19 protein-coding genes are annotated in these 19,483 nt (G+C 66.4%); 5 read left to right on the top strand and 14 right to left on the bottom strand.

The genetic code is table 11. From position 1 onward, the window contains the following. Nucleotides 1-2 precede the first annotated feature (2 nt). Genes ACFQ9R_RS10575 through ACFQ9R_RS10555 form a run of 5 tightly spaced genes read right to left on the bottom strand, consistent with a single transcriptional unit; the run spans nucleotide 3 to nucleotide 5,360 of the window. Nucleotides 3-857 (bottom strand): ABC transporter permease, encoded by an 855-nt coding sequence (locus ACFQ9R_RS10575; protein ID WP_378990183.1) that lies wholly within the window; start codon nucleotides 855-857, stop codon nucleotides 3-5. After that, a complete protein-coding gene (locus tag ACFQ9R_RS10570; RefSeq protein WP_378990182.1) occupies nucleotides 857-1,696 on the bottom strand; it encodes an MlaE family ABC transporter permease in 840 nt (279 codons plus the stop codon). The genes ACFQ9R_RS10575 and ACFQ9R_RS10570 overlap by 1 nt, the downstream gene beginning before the upstream one ends. A gap of 31 nt (nucleotides 1,697-1,727) precedes the next feature. Continuing rightward, nucleotides 1,728-3,422: a nitric oxide reductase activation protein NorD gene (locus ACFQ9R_RS10565; RefSeq protein ID WP_378990181.1), complete on the bottom strand. Its 1,695-nt coding sequence runs from the start codon at nucleotides 3,420-3,422 to the stop codon at nucleotides 1,728-1,730. After that, nucleotides 3,419-4,234 carry a CbbQ/NirQ/NorQ/GpvN family protein gene (locus ACFQ9R_RS10560; RefSeq protein WP_378990180.1) on the bottom strand — a complete coding sequence of 272 codons (816 nt, stop codon included), beginning with the start codon at nucleotides 4,232-4,234 and terminating at the stop codon, nucleotides 3,419-3,421. The genes ACFQ9R_RS10565 and ACFQ9R_RS10560 overlap by 4 nt, the downstream gene beginning before the upstream one ends. Before the next feature lies 1 nt (nucleotide 4,235). Then, nucleotides 4,236-5,360: a spirocyclase AveC family protein gene (locus ACFQ9R_RS10555; RefSeq protein ID WP_378990178.1), complete on the bottom strand. Its 1,125-nt coding sequence runs from the start codon at nucleotides 5,358-5,360 to the stop codon at nucleotides 4,236-4,238. 253 nt (nucleotides 5,361-5,613) lie between these two features. Between ACFQ9R_RS10555 and ACFQ9R_RS10550 the strand changes: the two genes are divergently transcribed. After that, nucleotides 5,614-6,216, top strand: a complete 603-nt coding sequence (locus tag ACFQ9R_RS10550) for a TetR/AcrR family transcriptional regulator (RefSeq protein WP_378990177.1) — start codon at nucleotides 5,614-5,616, stop codon at nucleotides 6,214-6,216. 23 nt (nucleotides 6,217-6,239) lie between these two features. Here ACFQ9R_RS10550 and ACFQ9R_RS10545 read toward each other — a convergent pair whose 3' ends face one another. The 9 genes from ACFQ9R_RS10545 to ACFQ9R_RS10505 are packed head-to-tail and all read right to left on the bottom strand — an operon-like array spanning nucleotide 6,240 to nucleotide 14,565. Next, the gene (locus ACFQ9R_RS10545; RefSeq protein WP_378990176.1) at nucleotides 6,240-7,763 is read right to left on the bottom strand and encodes an aldehyde dehydrogenase; all 1,524 of its coding nucleotides are present in this window, start codon (nucleotides 7,761-7,763) and stop codon (nucleotides 6,240-6,242) included. 55 nt (nucleotides 7,764-7,818) lie between these two features. Further along, nucleotides 7,819-9,063, bottom strand: coding sequence for an amidohydrolase family protein (locus ACFQ9R_RS10540; protein WP_378990174.1), 1,245 nt, complete (start codon nucleotides 9,061-9,063; stop codon nucleotides 7,819-7,821). Beyond that, nucleotides 9,060-9,395, bottom strand: coding sequence for a hypothetical protein (locus ACFQ9R_RS10535; protein ID WP_378990173.1), 336 nt, complete (start codon nucleotides 9,393-9,395; stop codon nucleotides 9,060-9,062). The genes ACFQ9R_RS10540 and ACFQ9R_RS10535 overlap by 4 nt, the downstream gene beginning before the upstream one ends. Continuing rightward, complete coding sequence (locus tag ACFQ9R_RS10530; protein ID WP_378990172.1) at nucleotides 9,392-10,663, bottom strand: aromatic ring-hydroxylating dioxygenase subunit alpha; 1,272 nt, start codon at nucleotides 10,661-10,663, stop codon at nucleotides 9,392-9,394. The genes ACFQ9R_RS10535 and ACFQ9R_RS10530 overlap by 4 nt, the downstream gene beginning before the upstream one ends. A gap of 31 nt (nucleotides 10,664-10,694) precedes the next feature. Next, nucleotides 10,695-11,534, bottom strand: coding sequence for a TauD/TfdA dioxygenase family protein (locus ACFQ9R_RS10525; RefSeq protein ID WP_378990171.1), 840 nt, complete (start codon nucleotides 11,532-11,534; stop codon nucleotides 10,695-10,697). Nucleotides 11,535-11,553: 19 nt separating this feature from the next. After that, complete coding sequence (locus ACFQ9R_RS10520) at nucleotides 11,554-11,889, bottom strand: hypothetical protein (RefSeq protein WP_378990170.1); 336 nt, start codon at nucleotides 11,887-11,889, stop codon at nucleotides 11,554-11,556. Then, nucleotides 11,886-13,193, bottom strand: coding sequence for an aromatic ring-hydroxylating dioxygenase subunit alpha (locus ACFQ9R_RS10515; protein ID WP_378990168.1), 1,308 nt, complete (start codon nucleotides 13,191-13,193; stop codon nucleotides 11,886-11,888). The genes ACFQ9R_RS10520 and ACFQ9R_RS10515 overlap by 4 nt, the downstream gene beginning before the upstream one ends. Beyond that, nucleotides 13,190-13,777, bottom strand: coding sequence for a carboxymuconolactone decarboxylase family protein (locus ACFQ9R_RS10510; RefSeq protein WP_378990167.1), 588 nt, complete (start codon nucleotides 13,775-13,777; stop codon nucleotides 13,190-13,192). Before ACFQ9R_RS10510 ends, ACFQ9R_RS10515 begins: the two co-directional genes overlap by 4 nt. Continuing rightward, complete coding sequence (locus ACFQ9R_RS10505; RefSeq protein WP_378990166.1) at nucleotides 13,774-14,565, bottom strand: SDR family NAD(P)-dependent oxidoreductase; 792 nt, start codon at nucleotides 14,563-14,565, stop codon at nucleotides 13,774-13,776. The genes ACFQ9R_RS10510 and ACFQ9R_RS10505 overlap by 4 nt, the downstream gene beginning before the upstream one ends. A gap of 377 nt (nucleotides 14,566-14,942) precedes the next feature. On the opposite strand from ACFQ9R_RS10505, the gene ACFQ9R_RS10500 reads away from it, so the two are divergent. The 4 genes from ACFQ9R_RS10500 (at nucleotide 14,943) to ACFQ9R_RS10485 (ending at nucleotide 19,426) form a co-directional block, all read left to right on the top strand. Beyond that, a complete protein-coding gene (locus ACFQ9R_RS10500) occupies nucleotides 14,943-15,542 on the top strand; it encodes a TetR/AcrR family transcriptional regulator (protein ID WP_378990165.1) in 600 nt (199 codons plus the stop codon). Nucleotides 15,543-15,722: 180 nt separating this feature from the next. Further along, nucleotides 15,723-17,174, top strand: a complete 1,452-nt coding sequence (locus ACFQ9R_RS10495) for an LVIVD repeat-containing protein (protein WP_378990422.1) — start codon at nucleotides 15,723-15,725, stop codon at nucleotides 17,172-17,174. Next, complete coding sequence (locus ACFQ9R_RS10490) at nucleotides 17,171-17,794, top strand: DUF305 domain-containing protein (RefSeq protein WP_378990164.1); 624 nt, start codon at nucleotides 17,171-17,173, stop codon at nucleotides 17,792-17,794. Before ACFQ9R_RS10495 ends, ACFQ9R_RS10490 begins: the two co-directional genes overlap by 4 nt. Before the next feature lie 36 nt (nucleotides 17,795-17,830). Beyond that, nucleotides 17,831-19,426, top strand: a complete 1,596-nt coding sequence (locus tag ACFQ9R_RS10485) for a GMC oxidoreductase (RefSeq protein WP_378990163.1) — start codon at nucleotides 17,831-17,833, stop codon at nucleotides 19,424-19,426. Nucleotides 19,427-19,483 lie beyond the last annotated feature (57 nt).

The following is a 19,483-nucleotide window of genomic DNA, read 5'->3' as shown; positions in this document are numbered from 1 at the left end:
CGTTACCCACTGATCCTGGAGCCGGCGTCGAAACCCCACAGCGCCAACGTCATCAACAGATTCACCGAGATCATCACCGTGATGCTGGCGCGCATCGCCCGCCCGGCCGCGACGCCGACCCCCTGTGGTCCGCCACGCGCGTAGTAGCCGAAGTAGCACTGGATCGTGGTGGTGATGGTGACGAACACGATCGCCTTCAACAGCGAGAACACGACGTCGGTGCCGCTGAGCACCAGGTCGAAGTAGTGGGCGTAGGTGCCGAAGGATTGTCCGCCGACCAGCCCGACGAACAATTCGACGGCCAGGTAGTCCGCGGCCAGCGCGGCCAGGAACAGGGGGATCACCGCCACGATCGAGGCGATCAGCCGCGTCGAGACCAGGAAGGGCACCGGCCGGATCGCGATCGCGTCGAGGGCATCGATCTCCTCGGCGATCCGCATCGCGCCCAGCTGCGCGGTGAACCGGCACCCCGCCTGCGCGGCGAAGGCGATCGAGGCCATGATCGGGGCGAGTTCGCGCGTGGCCGCGGTCGCGGCGATCATGCCGGTCGCGGGCTCCATGCCGAGCAGTTTCAAGGCGTTGAAGCCCTCGATGCCGACGATGCCGCCGGCGGCGGCGCCCAGGATGATCATCACCCCCGCCGTTCCGCCACCGACGATGAGCGAGCCGTTGCCCCAGGTCACATCGGACAGGATGCGCAGCGATTCGCGGCTGTAGTGGCGCAGCGCCACCGGTATCGAGATCACCGCGCGCACGAAGAACGTGAACATGTGCCCGAACCGGATGATGCCGCGCCACGGCCCCGCCACCACGGCGAGCACGGCCCGCGCGCCGGGCGGGCGATACACACTGGCCATCAGAGGGTCGTCCTCGGGAACAACATCGTGTAGATCTGGGTGAATCCGAGGTTGACGACCATCAGCACCACGATGGACGCCACCACGGCGGCATTGACCGAATTCGCCACGCCGCCTGGCCCACCCCGGGTGTTGAGGCCCTTCTCGCACGCGATGACGACGACGATCACGCCGAACACCGCGGCCTTGACCATCGCCAGGTACAGATCACCCGAGGTCGCGAAGGAGGAGAAGGTCGCCATGTAGCTGCCCGGAGTCCCGTCCTGGACATAGACATTGAACAGGTAGCCGGCGAGAAACCCGACGAAACAGCTCACCGCGGTGAGCGCCATCGCGATCAGGATCCCGGCGGCCAGCCGCGGCACCACGAGCCTGCGCAGCACCGAGACCCCCATCACCTCCATGGCGTCGATCTCCTCGCGGATCTTGCGTGACCCGAGATCGGCGCACAGCGCCGAACCCACCGCCGCCGCCAGCAGAATCGCGGTGACCAGCGGCGCCGACTGCCGGATCACGGCCAGGCCACTCGCGGCGCCCGCCAGTGCAGTCGCCCCGACCTGTCCTGCCAGCAAACCGAACTGGATGGACAGGGTCGCGCTGATCGGCACCGCCACCGCCACCGTCGGCAGCAGCGAGGTCTTCACCATGAACATCGCCTGCCCGACGAATTCGTCGAAGGGAAAGCGCCGCCCCGCGATGTCGGTGACCAGGTACCGAAAGGCGTCCCGGCCGAGTTCGACCTGCCGTCCGACGGTCTGTAGCGAGGCGACAGGGTGTCGCCGGCTGTATTGCTTCGACCAAACTTTGATCTCGGTGACCGCTGATGCGCTGGGTTCCACTGCGAGCTCTCTTTCCGATGTCGACGTCGCGTCAGCCCGGTGTGGGCGCGGCGAGTTCGCGAAGGGAGGCCAGGAACAGTTCGTCCATGCGCGGGCTCAGTTCGCTCAGGGTGGCCGCGCCGGCATGACCGACGGAGCCGAAGACGCGTTCGAGGGCGTCGGCGGGCGTGGTGGCGCCGATGGACAGGCACAGGCACGCCACGCCTTCGGCGCGCAGTTCCTCGAGCGCCTTCGCGGCGTCGGCCTCGGCGTAGCGGCCCTCGTAGCCGTCGTCGTAGGGGCAGCCGTCCGACAGCACCACCAACAGCCGATTCTGTGTTCCCGCTTCCTTTTTGAGAATCTCGCCCGCGCCACGGATCCCCGCCCCGAGCCGGGTGTAGTTCGAGGGCGCGAGCTGATTGAGTCTGGCTCGACCGACAGCGCCGAAGCGCTGGTCGAAGGTCTTGATCGCCGGCAGGTACACCGCGTGGCGGCCTTCGGAGCGGAAGGCGTACACCGCGACGCGGTCACCGAGCTCTTCGAGCGTCACGGCCAGGGTGGCGGCCGCGCGCCGCTGGTGCTCGTGCACGGACAGGCCCTCCAGGTCGGCGTCGGTGGACGAGCCGGAGGCATCGAGCAGGATCATGACGCCGAGATTGCGTTCGAGCCTGCGGTGTTCGAGGTACACGTTCTCCGGCCGCGAGTAGCCCGAACGCAGATCGACGAAAAGGTCGATGAGCGCCTCGATATCGAGCTCGTCACCATCGGCTCGACCGCGCAGCACCTTCGGACCGAGCCCGACCCGAGCCAGCCGCCGCCGCAGCACGTCGTCTTCCGGTACGCGCGCTGCCGCGATATCGGTGGGAGCGGTCAGTGGGAAATCGACGACCCGGCACCAATCCGGCTTGTACCGGTTGTTGAACACGTCCCACTCGGGATGGAGCGCGCCGCCGATTCCGGCGGCAGCGCCCGGCTTGTCGGCGTCGGTGAACCTGATCCGGGTGGGCAGCGGCCGCGCTTCGGGCCCGACCATCCGCGCCCGCCGTACCGCGCTGACCGGTGCCTCGGTGCCGCCGGGCGAGTCACCGTCCGAACGCGAACTGCCCATGGCCTTGCGCAGGAATTCCATCGCCGATTTGCCGCTGAAGAGGGGATTCTCGAAGAGTTTGAGAATCTTGCTCTCGTCGGACTTCTCGACGCTGTCCTCGATCTCGTCATCGGCCTCGGGGATTTCGCTGAGGTCGAACTCCAGGCGCAGTTCGCGCTCGCTCGCTCGCCCGCCCGGACCGGGGTCCGAGGCCACCAACTGGGAGGGTTTGAGGGTGCCGAACCAGGCGGGTGGCTCCTCGACCGGCGTTTTCCCCTTGGCTGCCGCGAGCGAATCTGCGGCAGTCGTGGTCGCGGGGGTACCGCAGAGCCCGACCTCGGTGGCGAGCGGAAGTCGTTGGGCGAGTTCGGTGAGGACGCGACGGCCTTCGAGCGCCAGATAGCGACGAGCCGCCGTCGGACGCCCGCGCAAGGACCGCACCAACGCCGGATCCAGGCTCCCGGTGCCGAGCAGCGCGCTCTGTACGAGCACTTCGCGCCGCTGCTCGGCATCGGTCGCACCGCCGGACACGAACACGATCCGGCCGTTCGTATACGGGGTCCCGCCCGCCGGCAGTTCTGCGATACCCACAGACCTGCCGGCGAGATAGGTGGCCAGGAGCCTGAACCGCTCCGGCCCGTTCGGATCGTTGTCGATCATGGTCGTGGGAGGACAGCGTCGACGAGTTCGCCGAGGGCGGCGACGATATCCGCGTCATCCGAGAGCGCCTGCACCACAGCCGATTGCACGGCGGTACGCAGGGCCAATCCGCCCGCGACGAGGCCGCCGGCGAGGATCAGCATCCGGGTGGAGGACACCTCGCGCAGCGGCGAGTTGTCCAGGTTGCGGATGGCGCTGCCGACCGCGACCAATGCCCGCGCGGTCTCGGCGTCGACCCCGGCTTCGTGGGCGATCACCTCGCGCTCGATCTCGGGGGGCGGGAAGCCGAGTTCGATCGCGACGAAGCGCTGCCGAGTCGACTCCTTGAGGTTCTTCAGCACGCTCTGATAGCCGGGGTTGTAGGAGATCACCAGCTGAAACCCAGGTGCCGCGGGCAAGGTCACGCCGAGTCGGTCGACCGGAAGTTCGCGGCGGTGATCGGCGAGCGGGTGGATCACCACGGTGGTGTCCTGGCGCGCCTCCACGACCTCGTCCAGATAGAAGATGGCACCCGAGCGCACCGCCCGCGTCAACGGCCCGTCCACCCAGACCGTTTCGCCGCCCTTGAGCAGGAAACGTCCGACCAGATCCGCCGAGGTCATGTCCTCGTGTCCGGCGACGGTGATCAGTTCGCGGCCGAGTTCGGCGGCCATGGTTTCCACGAAGCGGGTTTTTCCGCAGCCCGTGGGCCCCTTGAGGAGAAGTGGGAGGCCGCCTACGGCCGCCGCCCGGAAGACCTCGACCTCGTCGCCGACCGCCCGATAGAACGGTGCACGCGGAACATCGAGTACAGCGCTGGATCGATTGGTCATGTCAGTTTCCTTTGTCGGTGTCGGCGAAGGGAATGATCTTCGGCAATTCCGCACCGTCCGGCAGGATGAGTTTCCCGGTCGAATCTATGTAGCCGCTGTTGCGGAAAGGGACCGGCAGATCGGGATGCGGGCAGAGCCGGTCGGTCCCCTCACCACAGATACCCATGTTGAAGTACGAGCGCTTCTGGATGTCCTCGGGCCAGGGATCGGTATGCAGGGCGAAGAACTGCGCGGGCAGGTTGTAGCCCACGAAGAAGAAGGTGCTGACGGCCGCGAAGATCGCCAGAAAACGCGTGAACTGTTGTTTGACGAATCCGCCCTGAATCTGGTCCAGGCCACGCTCGACAATGGTCCGTCCGCGGTCGTCGGTGAAATAGCGCAGCGAGCAGAGGCCGGCCTGAACACCGCCCCACATGAGCCCCTCGTACAGCGGCCACTGGTAATAGGTGCCGGCATTGATCGACCATGCCTGGAGTGCGCCGGGGTAGGTGAAAAGGCCCATCGGCATCAGGAACAGGCCTTCGATGACGAGATCGAAGAAGAATGTCCAGACGAGCAGCACACCGATCAGCGCACCGGTGCTGATATTCGGGAAGCGCTGCTTGGCCTTTCGCATCACCCAGCAGCCGAGAATCGTGCAGAGCAGCACGCCATAGGAATAGCCCGGTGCGTTCATCAGGATCGGCTCGGCCATCATGGCGCCCGGTTCGCCATAGGATTGCCAGCCCGGTACGTCCTGTACCCACGAGCCCCTGTTGAACATCCAGGTGTTGTAGGTACTCCACGTATTGAAGTAGTTGAGCAGGGGGTCCTGGAAGAACATCAGGCCGCAGGCCACGAACAGCATGCCGTCGAGCGTTATTCGCCGCTCACGCAGCCATGGCCGGATGATGAAGAAATACGCGCCGACCGGCAGGCCAAGCAGGATCACCGCGGTCCAGACGGTGAGAATCACCTTCATGAAAGTCGGCGGATCGCTCGGTCCGGTGGGGACGCGTTCGAAATTGGGTCCGGTGATCCAGCGCAGCCACACGTATATCTGAAGGGCGAGGATCAACCCGCCGAGGGTTGCCCAGATTTTCACCGCTTTGCTGGTGCCCTGAACTTTCGCGCCGAGGGCGGCCACGTTGCTGAGTGGCTCGGTGACGGTGGTTCCCTTTTTCGGCTCCGATGGTCCGCTCACAGCGCACCTCCTCGATGAATTGTGGTGGTCCGATGTGCGTCGATACGCTCGAAATTCGGAATGGAATCGGCGATGGCCATGGAAGTCGATGGGGGAGTCATCGATCACGCTCCTGAAGTATCTGTACAACCTGAAATATACCACTGAGAATCTCAGATACTGAGGAGTTTCTTGGATTCGTGCCATAATCGTTGACATGGCTGAGCGGTGGACCAGGGATCGGAGACTCGAGCGCACCAGGGGGCTGCTCCTGGAGGCCGCCGAAGAAGTATTTGCCGAAAAGGGCTTCGCGGCGGCGACACTCGACGACATCGCCCATACCGCCGGCTACACCAAGGGCGCGATCTACAAGCACTTCGCCACCAAGGAGGAATTGTTCCTCGGGGTGAACGACCGATACATGCAGCGCTACTTCGATACCTTCACCGAGGTATTGGCGGCGGCGTCGAAGGTGGGAGCCGAAGAGCTGGACCGAGTCGGCGAGCTGTGGCGTCGGCTCGGCGCCGATCGCGGCACCGAGCACGCCGCGCTGGGGATGGAATTCACCCTGTATCTGCTGCGTAACCCCGAGGTCAGGGAACGGGTCGCCGCCCGGCGGGAAGAGACGGTGGAAGCCTTGGGGCAGTTCATCATCGAGAATCTGGACCGGCTGGGAGCGACATCGCTGATTCCGCCGATGACGATGGCGAGGGTGCTCATCCACACGACGCCCTCCGTTGTGCTGGGCACCGAACTCGACAGCGTCGACCTCTACGGACCGATCCTCGAGATGTACATGTCCGCGATCAAGCTGCCCTGATCGCGAATCCCGGCCCCGGCCGCTCATGAGCTGCGGATCCCGCTCGGCGGGGCCATGGCTCGGGGGGAGAGGGGATTCGCCTGCAGCAGTGCGGAATTCGCCGGGGGGCGCATCGAGAGTGACACGGTGTCGAGGTAGCCCTCGAGGCCCTCGGCGCCGAACTCGCGGCCGATGCCGCTGTTCTTGACGCCGCCGAAAGGCGCCACGGGATCCATGCTGTAGGGCTCGTTGATGCCGACGGTGCCCGCGCGCACCCGGCGCGCGATCGCCGTGGCGCGTTCGATATCGGGTGACCACACCGAGCCCGAGAGCCCGTACTCGCTGTCGTTGGCGAGATGCAACGCGTGTTCGTCGTCGGCGTAGGCGATCACGCTCAGGACGGGACCGAAGATCTCCTCCTGTGCGATCCGCATGGAATTGTCCACGTCGGCGAACAAGGTGGGCCGGACGTACCAACCACGCTCGATGCCCTCGGGCAGGTCGCTGCCGCCGACGAGTAGGCGGGCTCCTTCGCGCTGCCCCAGGTCGATGTAGTCCCGAACGCGCTGCTGTTGACGGTGCGAGACCATCGGGCCGACTCGGGTCGCCGGATCGAACGGGTCACCGACGGTGAGGTTTTCGATCACACTCACCAACGCGTCGACGAATTCGTCGCGGCGATGCTGCGGGACGAGGACTCGGGTCTGGGCGACGCAGGCCTGGCCGCTGTTCATCAGCCCGGCCACCATCATGCCGGTGGCCACGGCAGAGGGATCGGCGTCATCGAGCACCACTGCGGCTGATTTGCCGCCGAGTTCGAGGCTGACCTTGCGCAGTGCCGCGCCGCAGACCTCGGCGACTTGTCTACCCGCCCCGGTGGATCCGGTGAACGAGACCTTGTCCACGCCCGGGTGCGCGACCAGGTGCCGGCCGACTTCGCGCCCGGCGGGCAGGATGCTGACCACCCCTGGTGGCAACCCGACCTGATCGAGCAGTTCGGCCATGTGATGCGCGTCCAACGCCGTCTCCGGCGACGGCTTGAGCACCACCGTGCACCCGGCGAGCAGTGCGGGAATCAGCTTGCCCACCATCAGGAACATCGGCATGTTCCAGGGGATGATCGCGGCCACGACCCCGACGGGTTCGTGGCCGACGACCACATCACGGCCGAGGAACCCGGCTCGGGTCTCACGCCACCGGTATTCGGCCGCGGTGTCGGCGAAAGCGCTCATCATGATCCCGGGCAGCTTGGCGTGCGCCGAGCGCGAGAAGGTGATCGGCGCACCCATTTCGGTGGTGATCAGCTGCGCGAGTTCGTCTTCGCGGGCGCGGTAGCACCGCACCAGCTCGCGGATGATCGCCACGCGCTCCTGCGGATCCGTGCGGGGCCACGGTCCGGTGTCGAACGCCGCGCGCGCGGCCGCGACCGCGCGATCGACATCGGCGGTCGTCGGGTCGGCGACCCGGGCGATGACCTGCTCGGTGTGCGGCGAGATCACCTCGACCGTCTGGTCGGTGGCTGGGTCGACCCAGCGACCGCCGATGTAGAGCTGCTGACGTGGCGACATTGCTACCTCGGATCTGATGCGCGTATTCGGACTGCGGTCGAACGGTTTTCGCCGATCAGGGCTTCTTGTAGACCCGGCCGTCCTTCATCACGAACCGAACGTCCTCGATGGTCGTGATGTCGGCGGTGGGGTCCCCGGGTACGGCGATGATGTCGGCCAGCAGCCCGGGCGCCAGCCGTCCTCGGTCGTCGACACCGATCAGTTCGGCGCTGGTGATCGTCGCCGCGCGCAGCGCCTGCGCCGGTGTCATGCCGCGGTCGACCAGCGCCCAGAGCTCTTTGGCGTTGTGGCCGTGCGGAACCGCGGGCGCGTCGGTGCCGCAGGCGATCTTGACGCCGGCGCGGATGGCCTTGCGCAGGGTCTCGCGCGCCCGTGGGAAGACCTCGGCGGCCTTCTTCTGGAGCGCGGGTGCGGCTTTGGAGACATCGAGCCCTTCGGAGAGGTAGCTCGTCGGCACCAGGAAGGTGCCCTGCTCGACCATCAGCGCGATGGTGTCGTCCTCGGCGAGGGAGCCGTGCTCGATGCAGTCGACCCCGGCGCGCAGGCAGGCGCGGATGCCCGCGTCGCCGTGGGCGTGCGCGGCCACGTGCACCCCGGCCCGATGCGCTTCGTCGACGATCGCGGCCAGTTCCTCGTCGGAGTACTGCTGCGCTCCGGCGACGGTGCCGTGCGACATCACCCCGCCCGATGCCGAGATCTTGATGACCTCGGCGCCGTATTTGATCTGGTAGCGCACGGATTCGCGGACCTGCGGCACGCCGTTGGCGCGGCCCTCCTCCACGGTGATCGGCATGATGTGCGGGGCCAGACGCTGAAACATCGTCGGATCGAGGTGACCGCCGGTCGGGGTGATGGCGTGCCCGGCCGACACGATGCGCGGGCCCTCCAGCCAGCCCTGTTCGATCGCGCGGTGCAGATCCACATCCAGTAGATAGCCGCCGGTCTTCACCATCAGGCCGAGGTTGCGGACGGTGGTGAATCCGGCGTGCAGGGTGACGCGGGCGTTCACCGAGGCCCGCAGTGTCCGATAGACCGGATCGTCCTGCACACCGTGCATCGGGTTGGGCAATCCCGAGGGATTGTCGGGCCCGCCGATGAGCAGGTTGACCTCCATGTCCATCAATCCGGGCAGCAGCGTGAGCGCACCGAGATCGATGACCTGCGCGTCGGCGGGCACCTCGACCGGGTTGATCGCGGTGATCCTGTTGTCGTCCACGACGATCACCGCCGGCGTGTGCCGCTGCCCGGTCTCGACGTCGACCCAGGCCGCGGCCCGCAACACGATGGACCGGCCGCTCACAGGGCGGGCTCGATCACGCAGGTCAACGACGCCGACCCGGTGTCCGGGATGCGCGGCTGTCGCCACACCTCGATGGGGAACGACACCTGAATCATCGAATACAGCAGGTACATCAGGTTTTTGGCGTCCTCGGGCATGTCGTCGATCGAGAACTTGTCGCAGTAGGTGAGCGCGTCCTCAGCTCGTGCGGCGATCGCGTCATAGAACCGCTGCATGTCGGGCATCGTGGAGCCCAAGCGCTGGTCGTAGCGTTGGGTTTCGTCAGCCAGACACCATTTCTCGGCGAACTGCTCGAGATCGGCGAATTCGATCGGCAGTAGCTGCGCGCTCATCGCTTGGCCTCCGTACGCTCGCGCTGATAGTCGCCGACCCAGTCCGCGGCGACCTTGTGCAGGTGCCGCAGCAGGATCTCCTGGTCGTTGAGCTGGAATGTCGTCACCGCGCGCGACTCGAGCATGAGCTGGGTCGCTTCCAGCGTCGAAGAGTCCTGCAGCCCATATTCTTTGAAGGTGACCGCCGCCATTTCGCGGGCGACGCGATCGCGGGGGGTACGGGCGGGCGTGAAGTACAGGTTGCCCTCGAAAATGTGGGTGTTGTGCGAGGTCGGCCAGTACTGGTAGGTGAGATACCAGCCGCCGGACCAGATGAGAATGGTGAAGTTCGGCCACAGCTGGAACGAATCCAGCCCCCATGGGTCACAGCCCGCGGGGTTGAGCCCGGCCGGCATCGCACCGAGATCGGGCACGTCCCAGGGGCCGAACAGGCCACTGCGGGTGATGTCCTCCATCGGTTTACGCATCGACGCGTCGAGTTCCCAGGTCACCACCCCGGAGGTGCTGACCAGCCGGTGCGGCCCGTCGAGCTGGTAGTGCGGTGCTTCGAATCCGGCCTGCTGGGCGGCCACGGAGAAATTGTCGGGCGTCTGCTTTCCGTGCAGAATCGGCGCGTGGTAGAACTCCTGGAACGCGTCCAGGTAGAGCTTCCAATTGGCGCCGACCTCGGCCCTGTAGGAATACCGTTCCGTCAGCGCGTCGAACGGGTATCCCTCGAGACCGGTCACCATCGGGCCGAGGAATTCACGCAGTGTCTGACGTGGTTGCGCGGCGAGATTGATGAAGATGAATCCCGACCAGACCTCACAGTGCACGCGCGCGAGCCCGAGGCTGTCCTTGTCCAGGTCGAAGAACTCGCTCTCCTGCTGCACGAAGGTCAGCGCGCCGTCGAGTCCGTAGCGCCAGCCGTGGTATTTGCAGGTGAACTGGCGGCAGGTGCCGGAGGTCTCCTCGCGGGGAAACTCGTTCCACACCAGCTTGTTTCCGCGATGCCGGCAGATATTGTGAAAGGCGTTGACACTGCCGTCGCGATCACGGACCAGGATGATCGAGGAGTGCGCGGCGTGGATCTCCTTGGTGAAATAGCTGCCGGTGCGTGGCAGCTGTTCGATGCGACCGACATTGAGCCAGGCGCGTTTGAAGATCGCGTCGCGCTCGAGTTCGAAGAACTCCGGCGAGATCGAGTCCTCGTAGGACATCGGCGCGGTGCCGAGTTCGGGGTAGTGCTGGGTCCAGCTACCCTCTGCGGGCTTGGGCCAACGAGCCATGATGTACTCCTGAAAAGACGGTATCGGTGGACTATTCGATCGGTTCTTCACCGAGCACCGTGGTGCGCAACATCTCTCGCGCGGAACCCGACGGGTAGGGCGCGGCGCGGTGGATGACACCGCGGTTGTCCCAGATCACCGTGTCCCCGACCGCCCAGGTGTGGCGGTAGACGCGGTCGGGTGCGGTGCAGCGGTTCAGCAGTCCGTCGAGCAGGGCCCGGCTCTCGTCGGCGGGCATTCCGACCACGTGATCGGTCGACGCGCCGAGAACCAGCGAGCGCCGTCCGGTTTTGTGTGTCCAGATCAGCGGGTGTTCCTTGATCGGACGTCGGCGCCACGCCACCAGCTGTTCGGGCGTCGGGTCCGCATTCACCCCGCGCTGCGACGCCTCGAGCGAATGCACCACGCGCAAGGACCGCAGCGACGTCTGCTCCTCGGTGGTCAAGTCGTCGAAAGCCTTGTAGGTGCTGGCGAATTCGGTCTCACCGCCGATGGCGGCGACGGCCTTGGCGGTGAGCACGGTCGCCATCTGCGGGTACGCGTCGTCTTCGGGCGTGCAGCCGTCGATATGCCAGTCGAAGGTCGCGCGCAGATAGCTCGCCGACGAGTTCTTGGTGGTGTCGAGACTGACCCGATAGATGCCCTCCACCGGATGGTGCCCGGGTGAGGTGTCCACCTGTCCGAGCGTGCGGCAGAACGCCACCTGGGTTTCGGGGTCTAGATGCAGGTCCCGGAAGACCAGCACTCCGTTCTCCTCGAGGGCCGACATCACGGTCGCGGCGACGCTGCTGTCGCTGAGCAATTGCTCGCGCCGAATGCCGATGACCTCGGCTCCGACGGCCTGGCCGAGTTTCTCGATGGTAATCGTCATGGTGGAGTTCCTTCGTGTCCTACGGCCAGGGAGCGCTGATGCGCGCGAGTTCGGCGTCGGCGCTGTCGACGGGCTTGGGTTGTTGGAAGATCTCGACGGCCATCGCGACCATGACCAGCGAATACACCAGGTGCAGCAGGTGTATCGCGTCCTCGGGCAATTCCTCGAGCGAGAACTTGTCGCAGTAGGACAGGGCGTCCTCGACGCGCGGGAAGCACGCGTCGTAGAAGTCGATCAATTCCTGCATGGGGCTGGCCAGGCGGCGGGCGTAGCGCTCGGCTTCGGTCGGCAGGCACCAGTCGACGGCGAACCGTTCGAGGTCGGCGAAGGCGGGCGGCAGCATGGTCGATGTCATCGCGCGTCCGCCCCGGCGAGATCGTGCCGGTAGACGTCGACCCAGTCGGCGACGGCCTTGTGGAAGTGGCGCACCAGGATTTCCTGATCGTTGACCGGGAAGTGGGTCAGGCCGGCGGTGCGATAGGCCGATTCCAGCGCGGTCTGGGTGCCGGTGAGCATGCCCGCGTCCTGGAGTGCGAACTCCTTGAAGACGACCGAGGCGACCTCGTGCTCGACCCTTTCGCGCACTGTGCGCGCGGGCTGAAAGCACAACATTCCCTCGAACCGATGGGAATTGTAGGAGGTCGGCCAATAGCGGTAGAGCAGATACCAGCCGCGGTAGATGAGGATCTCGATATTGGGGAAGATCTGGAAGTTGTCGATACCCCACGGCTCGATCCGGCCGGGATTCAAGCCCTTGGGCAGCTCGCCCAGCTCCGGCGACTCCCACGGGCCGACCAGGCCACTACGGGTCACCCGTTCGATCGGATACATGAACTCCGCCGGCAATGTCCAGCGTCGCGCGCCGCCGGTGGAGACCATCCGATGGGGGCCGTCGACCTGGAAATGCGCGCACTCGAAACCCTTGCCCGGGGTGCGCACCGCGCTGGGAACCTGCTGCGAGTGCAGCCCGGGCACGTGGTAGTACTCCTGGAACGCGTCGGCGAACAACTTCCAGTTACTCTGGTTGTCGGCGCTGAATTCATACCATTCGGTCATCTTGTCGAACGGGTAGCCATCCAGATCGGTGATCATCGGGCCGAGGAATTCTCGCAGTGTCTGCCGGGGCGTGGCGTCGAGGTTGACGAAGATGAAGCCGGCCCACACGTCGCAGTGCACCGGACTCAGGCCGAGCTGCGATTTATCGAGGTCGAAGAACTCGTTCTCCTGCTGGACGAAGCTCAGTGCCCCGTCGAGGCCGTAGCGCCAACCGTGATACTTGCAGGTGAACTGGCGGCATGTTCCCGAGGTCTCTTCTTTGGGAAATTCGTTCCAGACCAGCTTGTTTCCGCGATGGCGGCACACATTGTGAAACGCGTTGACGGCGCCGTCGCGGTCGCGCACCACGACAATCGACGCGCGCGCCACATCGAGTTCCTTGGTGAAGTAGCTCCCGGTCTTCGGCACTTGCTCTACCCGACCCACATTGAGCCAGGCGCGCTTGAAAATGGCCTCGCGCTCGAGTTCGAAGAATTCTGGCGACACCGAATCCTCGAACGACATCATCGACGTTCCGAGCTCGGGATAGTGCTGAGTCCAGGTGCCTTCGGGCGGTCTCGGCCATCGATGGGACGCGGCCGGTTCGTGGACGACTTTGCTCATGATCGTTCCTCCTGTTCGGGGTCCGGTTGCAGGGCAACGCTGTTGAACACCATCGCCAGGCACAGATAGGAGCCGGCGACGAACAGCAGCTCGATCAGCTGCCGACTGTCGAAATGGAGTTCGAGCTGGGCCCAGACGGCGTCGTCGACGCGATGTCGATCCAGCAGTTGGTCGGTCATCGCCAGCAGTGCGCGCTGCACCGGCGACCACACCGGTGCCTGCGGTCCGTAGCGCACCGCCTCGATCTGCTCCGAGTCGACGCCGAGCGACGTGGCGATCCGAACATGCTGTGCCCATTCGTAATCCGACTCGCTGCGCCAGGCGACCCGCAGGATCACCAGTTCGCGCTCACGCGGGTCCACGGTGGGACGCTCGATCAGCAGACCGTTGTAGGCCAACCACGCACCGGCCAGTTCGGGGTGATGGGCCAGCACGCCGAGGACGCCCGGCATCGCCGGGGCATCGGGTGCTCCAGAGAGGTACCGATCGGCCGATTTCACGTGTCCGCGCAACATCGCGCGTGTCTTCTCGTCCCACTCCCGGACCGGCAGGGGCACCAGTCGAGCAGCGGCGGACAGGTTCATATCACCGACCCGCCGTTCACGCCGAGGACCTGCCCGGTGATGTAGCCGGCTTGCTCCGAGCACAGGAAGACGCACGCGGCGGCGATGTCCTCGCCGGTTCCCAAGTGCCCGACCGGGATTGCCGCGGCCATCACGGCGCTCGCGGGCAGATGGCCCGCCGCCTGCGACTGGCGCGACATGGGCGTATCGATGCCCGAGGGCGGAATCGTATTGACCGTGATACCGGCGGCGGCGTACTCGCGCGCCAAGGCCTTGGTCATCGCAAGGACAGCGCCTTTGGACGCGGTGTAGTGCACCATGCCCGGCGAGCCGCGCTGCGCACTCGACGACGAGATCGTCACGATACGACCCCATCCGGCCGCGACCATGTCCGGCACAACGGCTTGCGCGCAGTGGAACACCCCGTTCAGGTTCACGTCGACAACGCGGTTCCACGCCTGTGGCGTGATGTCGGTGAACGGCGCGAAATCGACGGAACCCGCACTGGTGACGAGGATTTCGATCGCGCCGAACTCGACCCGGACCTTGCCGATCGCCTCCCGGACCGCGTCGCGATCGGTGACATCGACCGCGCAGGCCATCGCCGTCGCGCCGGTCGCGCGCAACTGTTCGGCGACTCGCTGCGCGGCCGCGCCGTCCACATCGAGGACCGCGACCCGATGTCCGGCAGCGGCGAACGCCACGCAGATCGACAGGCCCATACCGGAGGCGCCGCCGGTGACCACCGCAACCCGAGCTGGTGACCGGCCGCCTACCGCCGCCGAGGCCGTTGTGGCTGTGTTGCTCATATCCGTGTTCCTCTGCTCGTCGGCAAGGTGGGCCGTCGCCGGATCCCAGTGCGGGATGGCGCCGTGGTCGGCGCGGGGGAGGCACATCCTCCAGGGATGGGGTGGGTCGCGATGGACCAGCCGTCGGTGGGCTGCAGGAAAGGCCGAGAAGGCTCGTTCCTTTATTAATCGAGTGCTCAATTTGAGCGAGTGATTAAGATATACGTGACGGCGCTCACCACTGTCAAGAGTCCGATTCGTGAACCGGCCTTGTCAGCGATCGCGGCCCCGCACGGCCGTAAACTGGTGAACCCCAACACCGCTGGGCGCTGTCTGACCATGAACCGCGATCCACGCGACAGACCACAGCGCCTGTCGCACGACAGACAGGTCTCCATGTGAAGCCCGAGCACAGCTCTGACGCCGAGAACTCCACATCCCGCTCCGCGCTGCTGGACGCGGCCGAGCGCATCATGCTGGAGGAGGGCTACGCCGCCGTCAGTTCCCGGCGTCTCGGTACCAGGGCCGGGGTGAATCCCGCGCTCGTCTACTACTACTTCGGCAACATGGACAACTTGTTCGTCGAACTGTTCCGGCGAGGAGCCGACCGTAGCTACGAACGTCAGCTACGGGCACTGGAATCGGCCCAGCCGCTCTGGGCGCTGTGGGACTCCATTCACGACCAGTCGCACACCGCACTGACCATGGAATTCGTCGCGCTGGCAAACCACCGGAAGGCGATCCGGGCCGAGATCGCCGATTCCTCGCGCCGATTCCGCTCGCTTCAACTCGACGCCGTGGCCGAGATCCTCGCCGGCTACGGCGCGAGCGCGGCCGGCTACACGCCCGGCGCCCTGGTGTTGCTGATGTCGAGTATCTCCCGCTTCCTGCGGATGGAGGAAGCCTTCGACGTCGACACCGGCCACGCGGACGTCGTCGATCTCATCGAGTCGTTCCTGCGTGAAGTCGAGGGGGAGCGGCGCGACCGGGTGCGCTGAACCGATTCGCCGGATTCCGTTTCCCGGCGCTTCTCGAGTGGTACCGTCTGCGACCAGTAACACGGTTACTACTCGAGAAAGGCGCCTCTGATCGGGGCGACGACAGCACTCATGATCACTTTTTCTGCCCGTGCGCATCGGCGCGCCGGACTGATACTGGCCGCCGCGCTCCTGGTGTCGATGGGCGCGGTGACCGCGCATTCTGCGCCGCCCGCGACCCGCGCCGACTGCCTGCCCGGCTCGGCCCCTGAATCCGGGCTACAGGGTGACGTTCCCGCCGCCGACCGTGACAGCGGTCGTTCTCGGGACGGATTCCGGTGCAACATCCGGCTACTCGGTGCCGCGGGCGGCCGGGGCGGTGGCATCACCTCGGTGACCTTCGACCACTGCGCCTACGTCGGCACATTCTTTCCCGGTGACCTACTCGGACCCGACGCCGGCGTGCAGGTCATCGATGTACGCGACCCGGCCGCACCCGTGCACACCGCCACACTGACCGAGCCCGCGATGCTGGCGGGAACCTGGGAGAGTTTGAAGGTCAACAAGGCTCGCAAACTGCTGGTCGGCGCGGGCGTGCCCTTCCTGACCGGCGCGGGTCTGCTGTCGGTGTACGACATCAGCGACTGCGCGCATCCGCGCCTGCTCAACCAGGGCACCGGGACCGATCTGTCCTTGCCGCTGCCGATCACCGCTCATGAGGGCGGTTTCTCTCCGGACGGTCGTACCTATTGGAGCTCGGGTACAGCGCCCGGCCTGCTCAGCGCGGTCGACCTGACCGACCCGGCGAATCCGCGAGTGGTGTGGCAGGGCCTGCCCGGGCTGTCCATGCACGGGGTCGGCGTCTCCCCGGATGGCAACCGCCTCTACCTGGCGAACAACCTCGGCGGGATGAAGATCCTCGACATCAGCGCGGTCCAGCGGCGTGACCTCGCACCGCAGGTGCCCGAGCTCGCCGATCTGACCTGGTCGGACGGCTGGGCGACACAGCACACCGTTCCGGTGACATACGGGGGAGTGCCCCATGTGTTCGCCGTCGACGAAGCCGGGTCCGGTGGGGTGAAACTCATCGATGTCTCCGACGAGCGGCATCCGCGGATCTCCGGCTCGATCAAGCTCGAGATCAACCAGCCCGAACACCAGGACTCGCTGCTCGCTTCAGCCGGCGGTGGGTCGCTGTTCTCCTACGACGCGCACTACTGCGCGGCCGACCGGCCCGTCGATCCCACGGCATTGGCCTGCGGCTGGACCTCGTCGGGAATCCGCGTCTTCGACGTGCGTGATCCCGGAAAGGTCAGCGAGATCGGTTATTTCAACCCGCCCGCCCGCACCGGAGAACATTTCGCGCTGTCGAACTCATCGCACGCGCTGGCCTCGATCATCGGTCTGCCGCTACTGTCGGCGCCCTCTGTCGCGCAGGCGATCCTGCGGGGCGAATTCGATCCGGAGCAGGCGCTGAGCGCACGGACCGGCGCGGCCGTCGGGGACCTGTCGACCGACTGGTGCTTCTCGCCGCCGGAATGGCGCGGAAATCAGCTCTGGACCACCTGCGCCGACAATGGATTTCTGGCGCTCGAACTCTCGCCGCAGGTCTACACCCCGCCGTCCGACCAGAACTCGACCACCGGATCATGATCAGGCGCAGCGGATTCCGCTTCGCCGCGTTCGGTGCGCTCGCCCTGCTGCTGCTCGCGATGGGCGCGGCGCTGCGGCCCGTGCTGCCCGCCGGCGCCACCGCACCGGCGGTTCTGAGCGAAACCGAGGTCGGTTTCGTTCAGGACATGGTGGCCCATCACGGCCAGGCACTGGTGCTCACCCAGCGGCTCGACGCCGACGCTGATCCGTTCGTCGTCGGTCTGGCCCGGCAGATCGCCGACAGCCAGCGCACCGAACTGGGCATGCTGCTCGGTTGGCTCCGCTTGGCCGGCGCACCGGTTGTCAATCCGCGCCGGATGGCGTGGATGCCGAATGGCGAACAGTCACACGGGCATTCGGGCACCGAGACGGACCGGACGATGCCGGGGACTGCCTCGGCCGCCGAACTGGACGAGCTTTCCGTCGCGCGCGGAACACAGGCCGAGATCATTTTCCTGCGGCTGATGCGGCGCCATCACGCCGGTGGGGTCGAGATGGCCGCCGCTGCCGATGCGCTGCTCACCGGAGGCGAGGTCGACCGCTCGGCCCGCGAGATGGTGCGCACCCAGGGGCAGGAAATCGGGCTGATGTCCCTCCTGCTGAACCGGCGCGGGGTCTGACCCGTGCCCGGACAACGACACGATGAAGGTACCGCTATGTCTACGATGACCCGCCGTTCCCTGTTCAGTGGTGCCGCCGCCGCGGGCTTACTGCTCGCATCGTCGCGTGCCGCCGCCGCGGAGAACGGGCCAGCCGCCCGCACCGGTGGTGTCCCGCTGACCAGGGAGGAACGCAGGGTGGTGGTGATCGGCTCCGGCTTCGGCGGCGGCGTCACCGCGCTACGACTGGCCCAGGCCGGGGTGCCGGTGCTGATGCTCGAGCGCGGGAAGCGCTGGGTCACCGGGCCGAACGCGGAGACCTTCCCGCATGCCACCCAGCCCGACAAGCGGTTGCTCTGGCATCGCTCCAGTCCGACGCTGTTCGGTACGCCACTGCTGTTCGAGCCCTACACCGGACTGGTCGAAGCTGTCTCGGGCAGCGGGATGACGGCGCTGTGCGCGGCCGGTCTCGGTGGCGGATCACTGGTGTATCAGGGCATGTCGCTCCAGCCGACCCGCGAGGTGTTCGAAACGCACTTCCCGGCCGGGCTGAATTGGCAGCAGATGGATCAGGTGTACTACCCCCGCGTCGCGCGCATGCTCGGCCTCGCGACCGCGCCGGACGAGCTGGTCGACAGCGCGCCCTACGCGGCCGCACGGGTCTTCGCCGATCGGGTGCGCGGGGCCGGGATGCCGCTGTCGAAGATCCCGATGCCGATCGACTGGAACTACGCGCTGGCCGAATTGCGTGGGGAGATGAAACCGTCCTACACCAACGGCGACGGTGCGATGGGCGTGAACAACGGCGGCAAGAACACCGTCGACGTCACCTATGTCGCGGCCGCCGAGGCAACCGGGAAGGTGGAGGTGCAGACCCTGCACGAGGTCACCGACATCGAGCGGGCGCCCGACGGTCGCTGGGTGGTGCGGGTCGACCGTCTCGACACCGCGGGCGTTGTTCAGGAGAACAAGATCATCACCACGGGCACCCTGGTGCTCGCAGCGGGCAGCCTCAACACCACCCGTCTGCTGGTGCGGGCCGGCGCCACGGGCGCGATCCCGGATCTGCCGGACGAACTGGGCAAGGGCTGGGGCACCAATGCCGACCGCATCTATGTCTGGCGCGATCCGGCGGCGGGTTTCGGTACCGCGCAGGGCGGTCCGGTCGTCTACGGCAGCAAGAACTGGGACGATCCGCACTCGGCGTTCACGGTGATCCAGGCGTCGCTGCCGCCGCTGTCGATGGACGCGGGCAGCACCATGCTGGTCGGCTACGGCGTGAGCGAGAGCCGCGGCGAATTCGTCTACGACACGGGCTCGGATGTCGCGACGCTGCGCTGGCCCTCCGACGGCGACCAGGCTATCCAGGTGGGCCACATCGACCCCGCCGTGCGGCGGATCGCGGGACCGGGCGCGCAGGTGCTCGACACCAACGCGGTCTTCCCGTCCACCTGGCACCCGCTCGGCGGCGCGAACATGGACAGCGTGTGCGATCTGGACGGTCGGGTGCGCGGTCAGCGCGGCCTCTACGTGCTCGACGGCGCCCTCATGCCCGGCAACACCGCGGCCTGCAACCCGTCCATGACCATCGCCGCGATCGCCGAACGCGCGGTGGATGTCCTGGTGCGCACCGATGTGGGTGTCGTGATCTGAGCAAGGGACGCGAACGAGAACGGGCGGGCGGTGTCGTATCGACCCGCCCGCCCGTCG

The organism is Nocardia sp. NPDC056541 (assembly GCF_042794235.1).
In the GTDB taxonomy this organism is placed as follows: domain Bacteria; phylum Actinomycetota; class Actinomycetes; order Mycobacteriales; family Mycobacteriaceae; genus Nocardia.
This window is presented reverse-complemented; position numbering and strand designations above follow the sequence as displayed.

Bases quoted from the DNA above. Each gene is read 5' to 3' on its own strand.
- ACFQ9R_RS10575 (WP_378990183.1), bottom strand. From the start codon at position 857: ATGGCCAGTGTGTATCGCCCGCCCGGCGCGCGGGCCGTGCTCGCCGTG.
- ACFQ9R_RS10565 (WP_378990181.1), bottom strand. From the start codon at position 3,422: ATGATCGACAACGATCCGAACGGGCCGGAGCGGTTCAGGCTCCTGGCC.
- ACFQ9R_RS10560 (WP_378990180.1), bottom strand. From the start codon at position 4,234: ATGACCAATCGATCCAGCGCTGTACTCGATGTTCCGCGTGCACCGTTC.
- ACFQ9R_RS10550 (WP_378990177.1), top strand. From the start codon at position 5,614: ATGGCTGAGCGGTGGACCAGGGATCGGAGACTCGAGCGCACCAGGGGG.
- ACFQ9R_RS10545 (WP_378990176.1), bottom strand. From the start codon at position 7,763: ATGTCGCCACGTCAGCAGCTCTACATCGGCGGTCGCTGGGTCGACCCA.
- ACFQ9R_RS10535 (WP_378990173.1), bottom strand. From the start codon at position 9,395: ATGAGCGCGCAGCTACTGCCGATCGAATTCGCCGATCTCGAGCAGTTC.
- ACFQ9R_RS10530 (WP_378990172.1), bottom strand. From the start codon at position 10,663: ATGGCTCGTTGGCCCAAGCCCGCAGAGGGTAGCTGGACCCAGCACTAC.
- ACFQ9R_RS10525 (WP_378990171.1), bottom strand. From the start codon at position 11,534: ATGACGATTACCATCGAGAAACTCGGCCAGGCCGTCGGAGCCGAGGTC.
- ACFQ9R_RS10520 (WP_378990170.1), bottom strand. From the start codon at position 11,889: ATGACATCGACCATGCTGCCGCCCGCCTTCGCCGACCTCGAACGGTTC.
- ACFQ9R_RS10515 (WP_378990168.1), bottom strand. From the start codon at position 13,193: ATGAGCAAAGTCGTCCACGAACCGGCCGCGTCCCATCGATGGCCGAGA.
- ACFQ9R_RS10510 (WP_378990167.1), bottom strand. From the start codon at position 13,777: ATGAACCTGTCCGCCGCTGCTCGACTGGTGCCCCTGCCGGTCCGGGAG.
- ACFQ9R_RS10505 (WP_378990166.1), bottom strand. From the start codon at position 14,565: ATGAGCAACACAGCCACAACGGCCTCGGCGGCGGTAGGCGGCCGGTCA.
- ACFQ9R_RS10495 (WP_378990422.1), top strand. From the start codon at position 15,723: ATGGGCGCGGTGACCGCGCATTCTGCGCCGCCCGCGACCCGCGCCGAC.
- ACFQ9R_RS10490 (WP_378990164.1), top strand. From the start codon at position 17,171: ATGATCAGGCGCAGCGGATTCCGCTTCGCCGCGTTCGGTGCGCTCGCC.
- ACFQ9R_RS10485 (WP_378990163.1), top strand. From the start codon at position 17,831: ATGTCTACGATGACCCGCCGTTCCCTGTTCAGTGGTGCCGCCGCCGCG.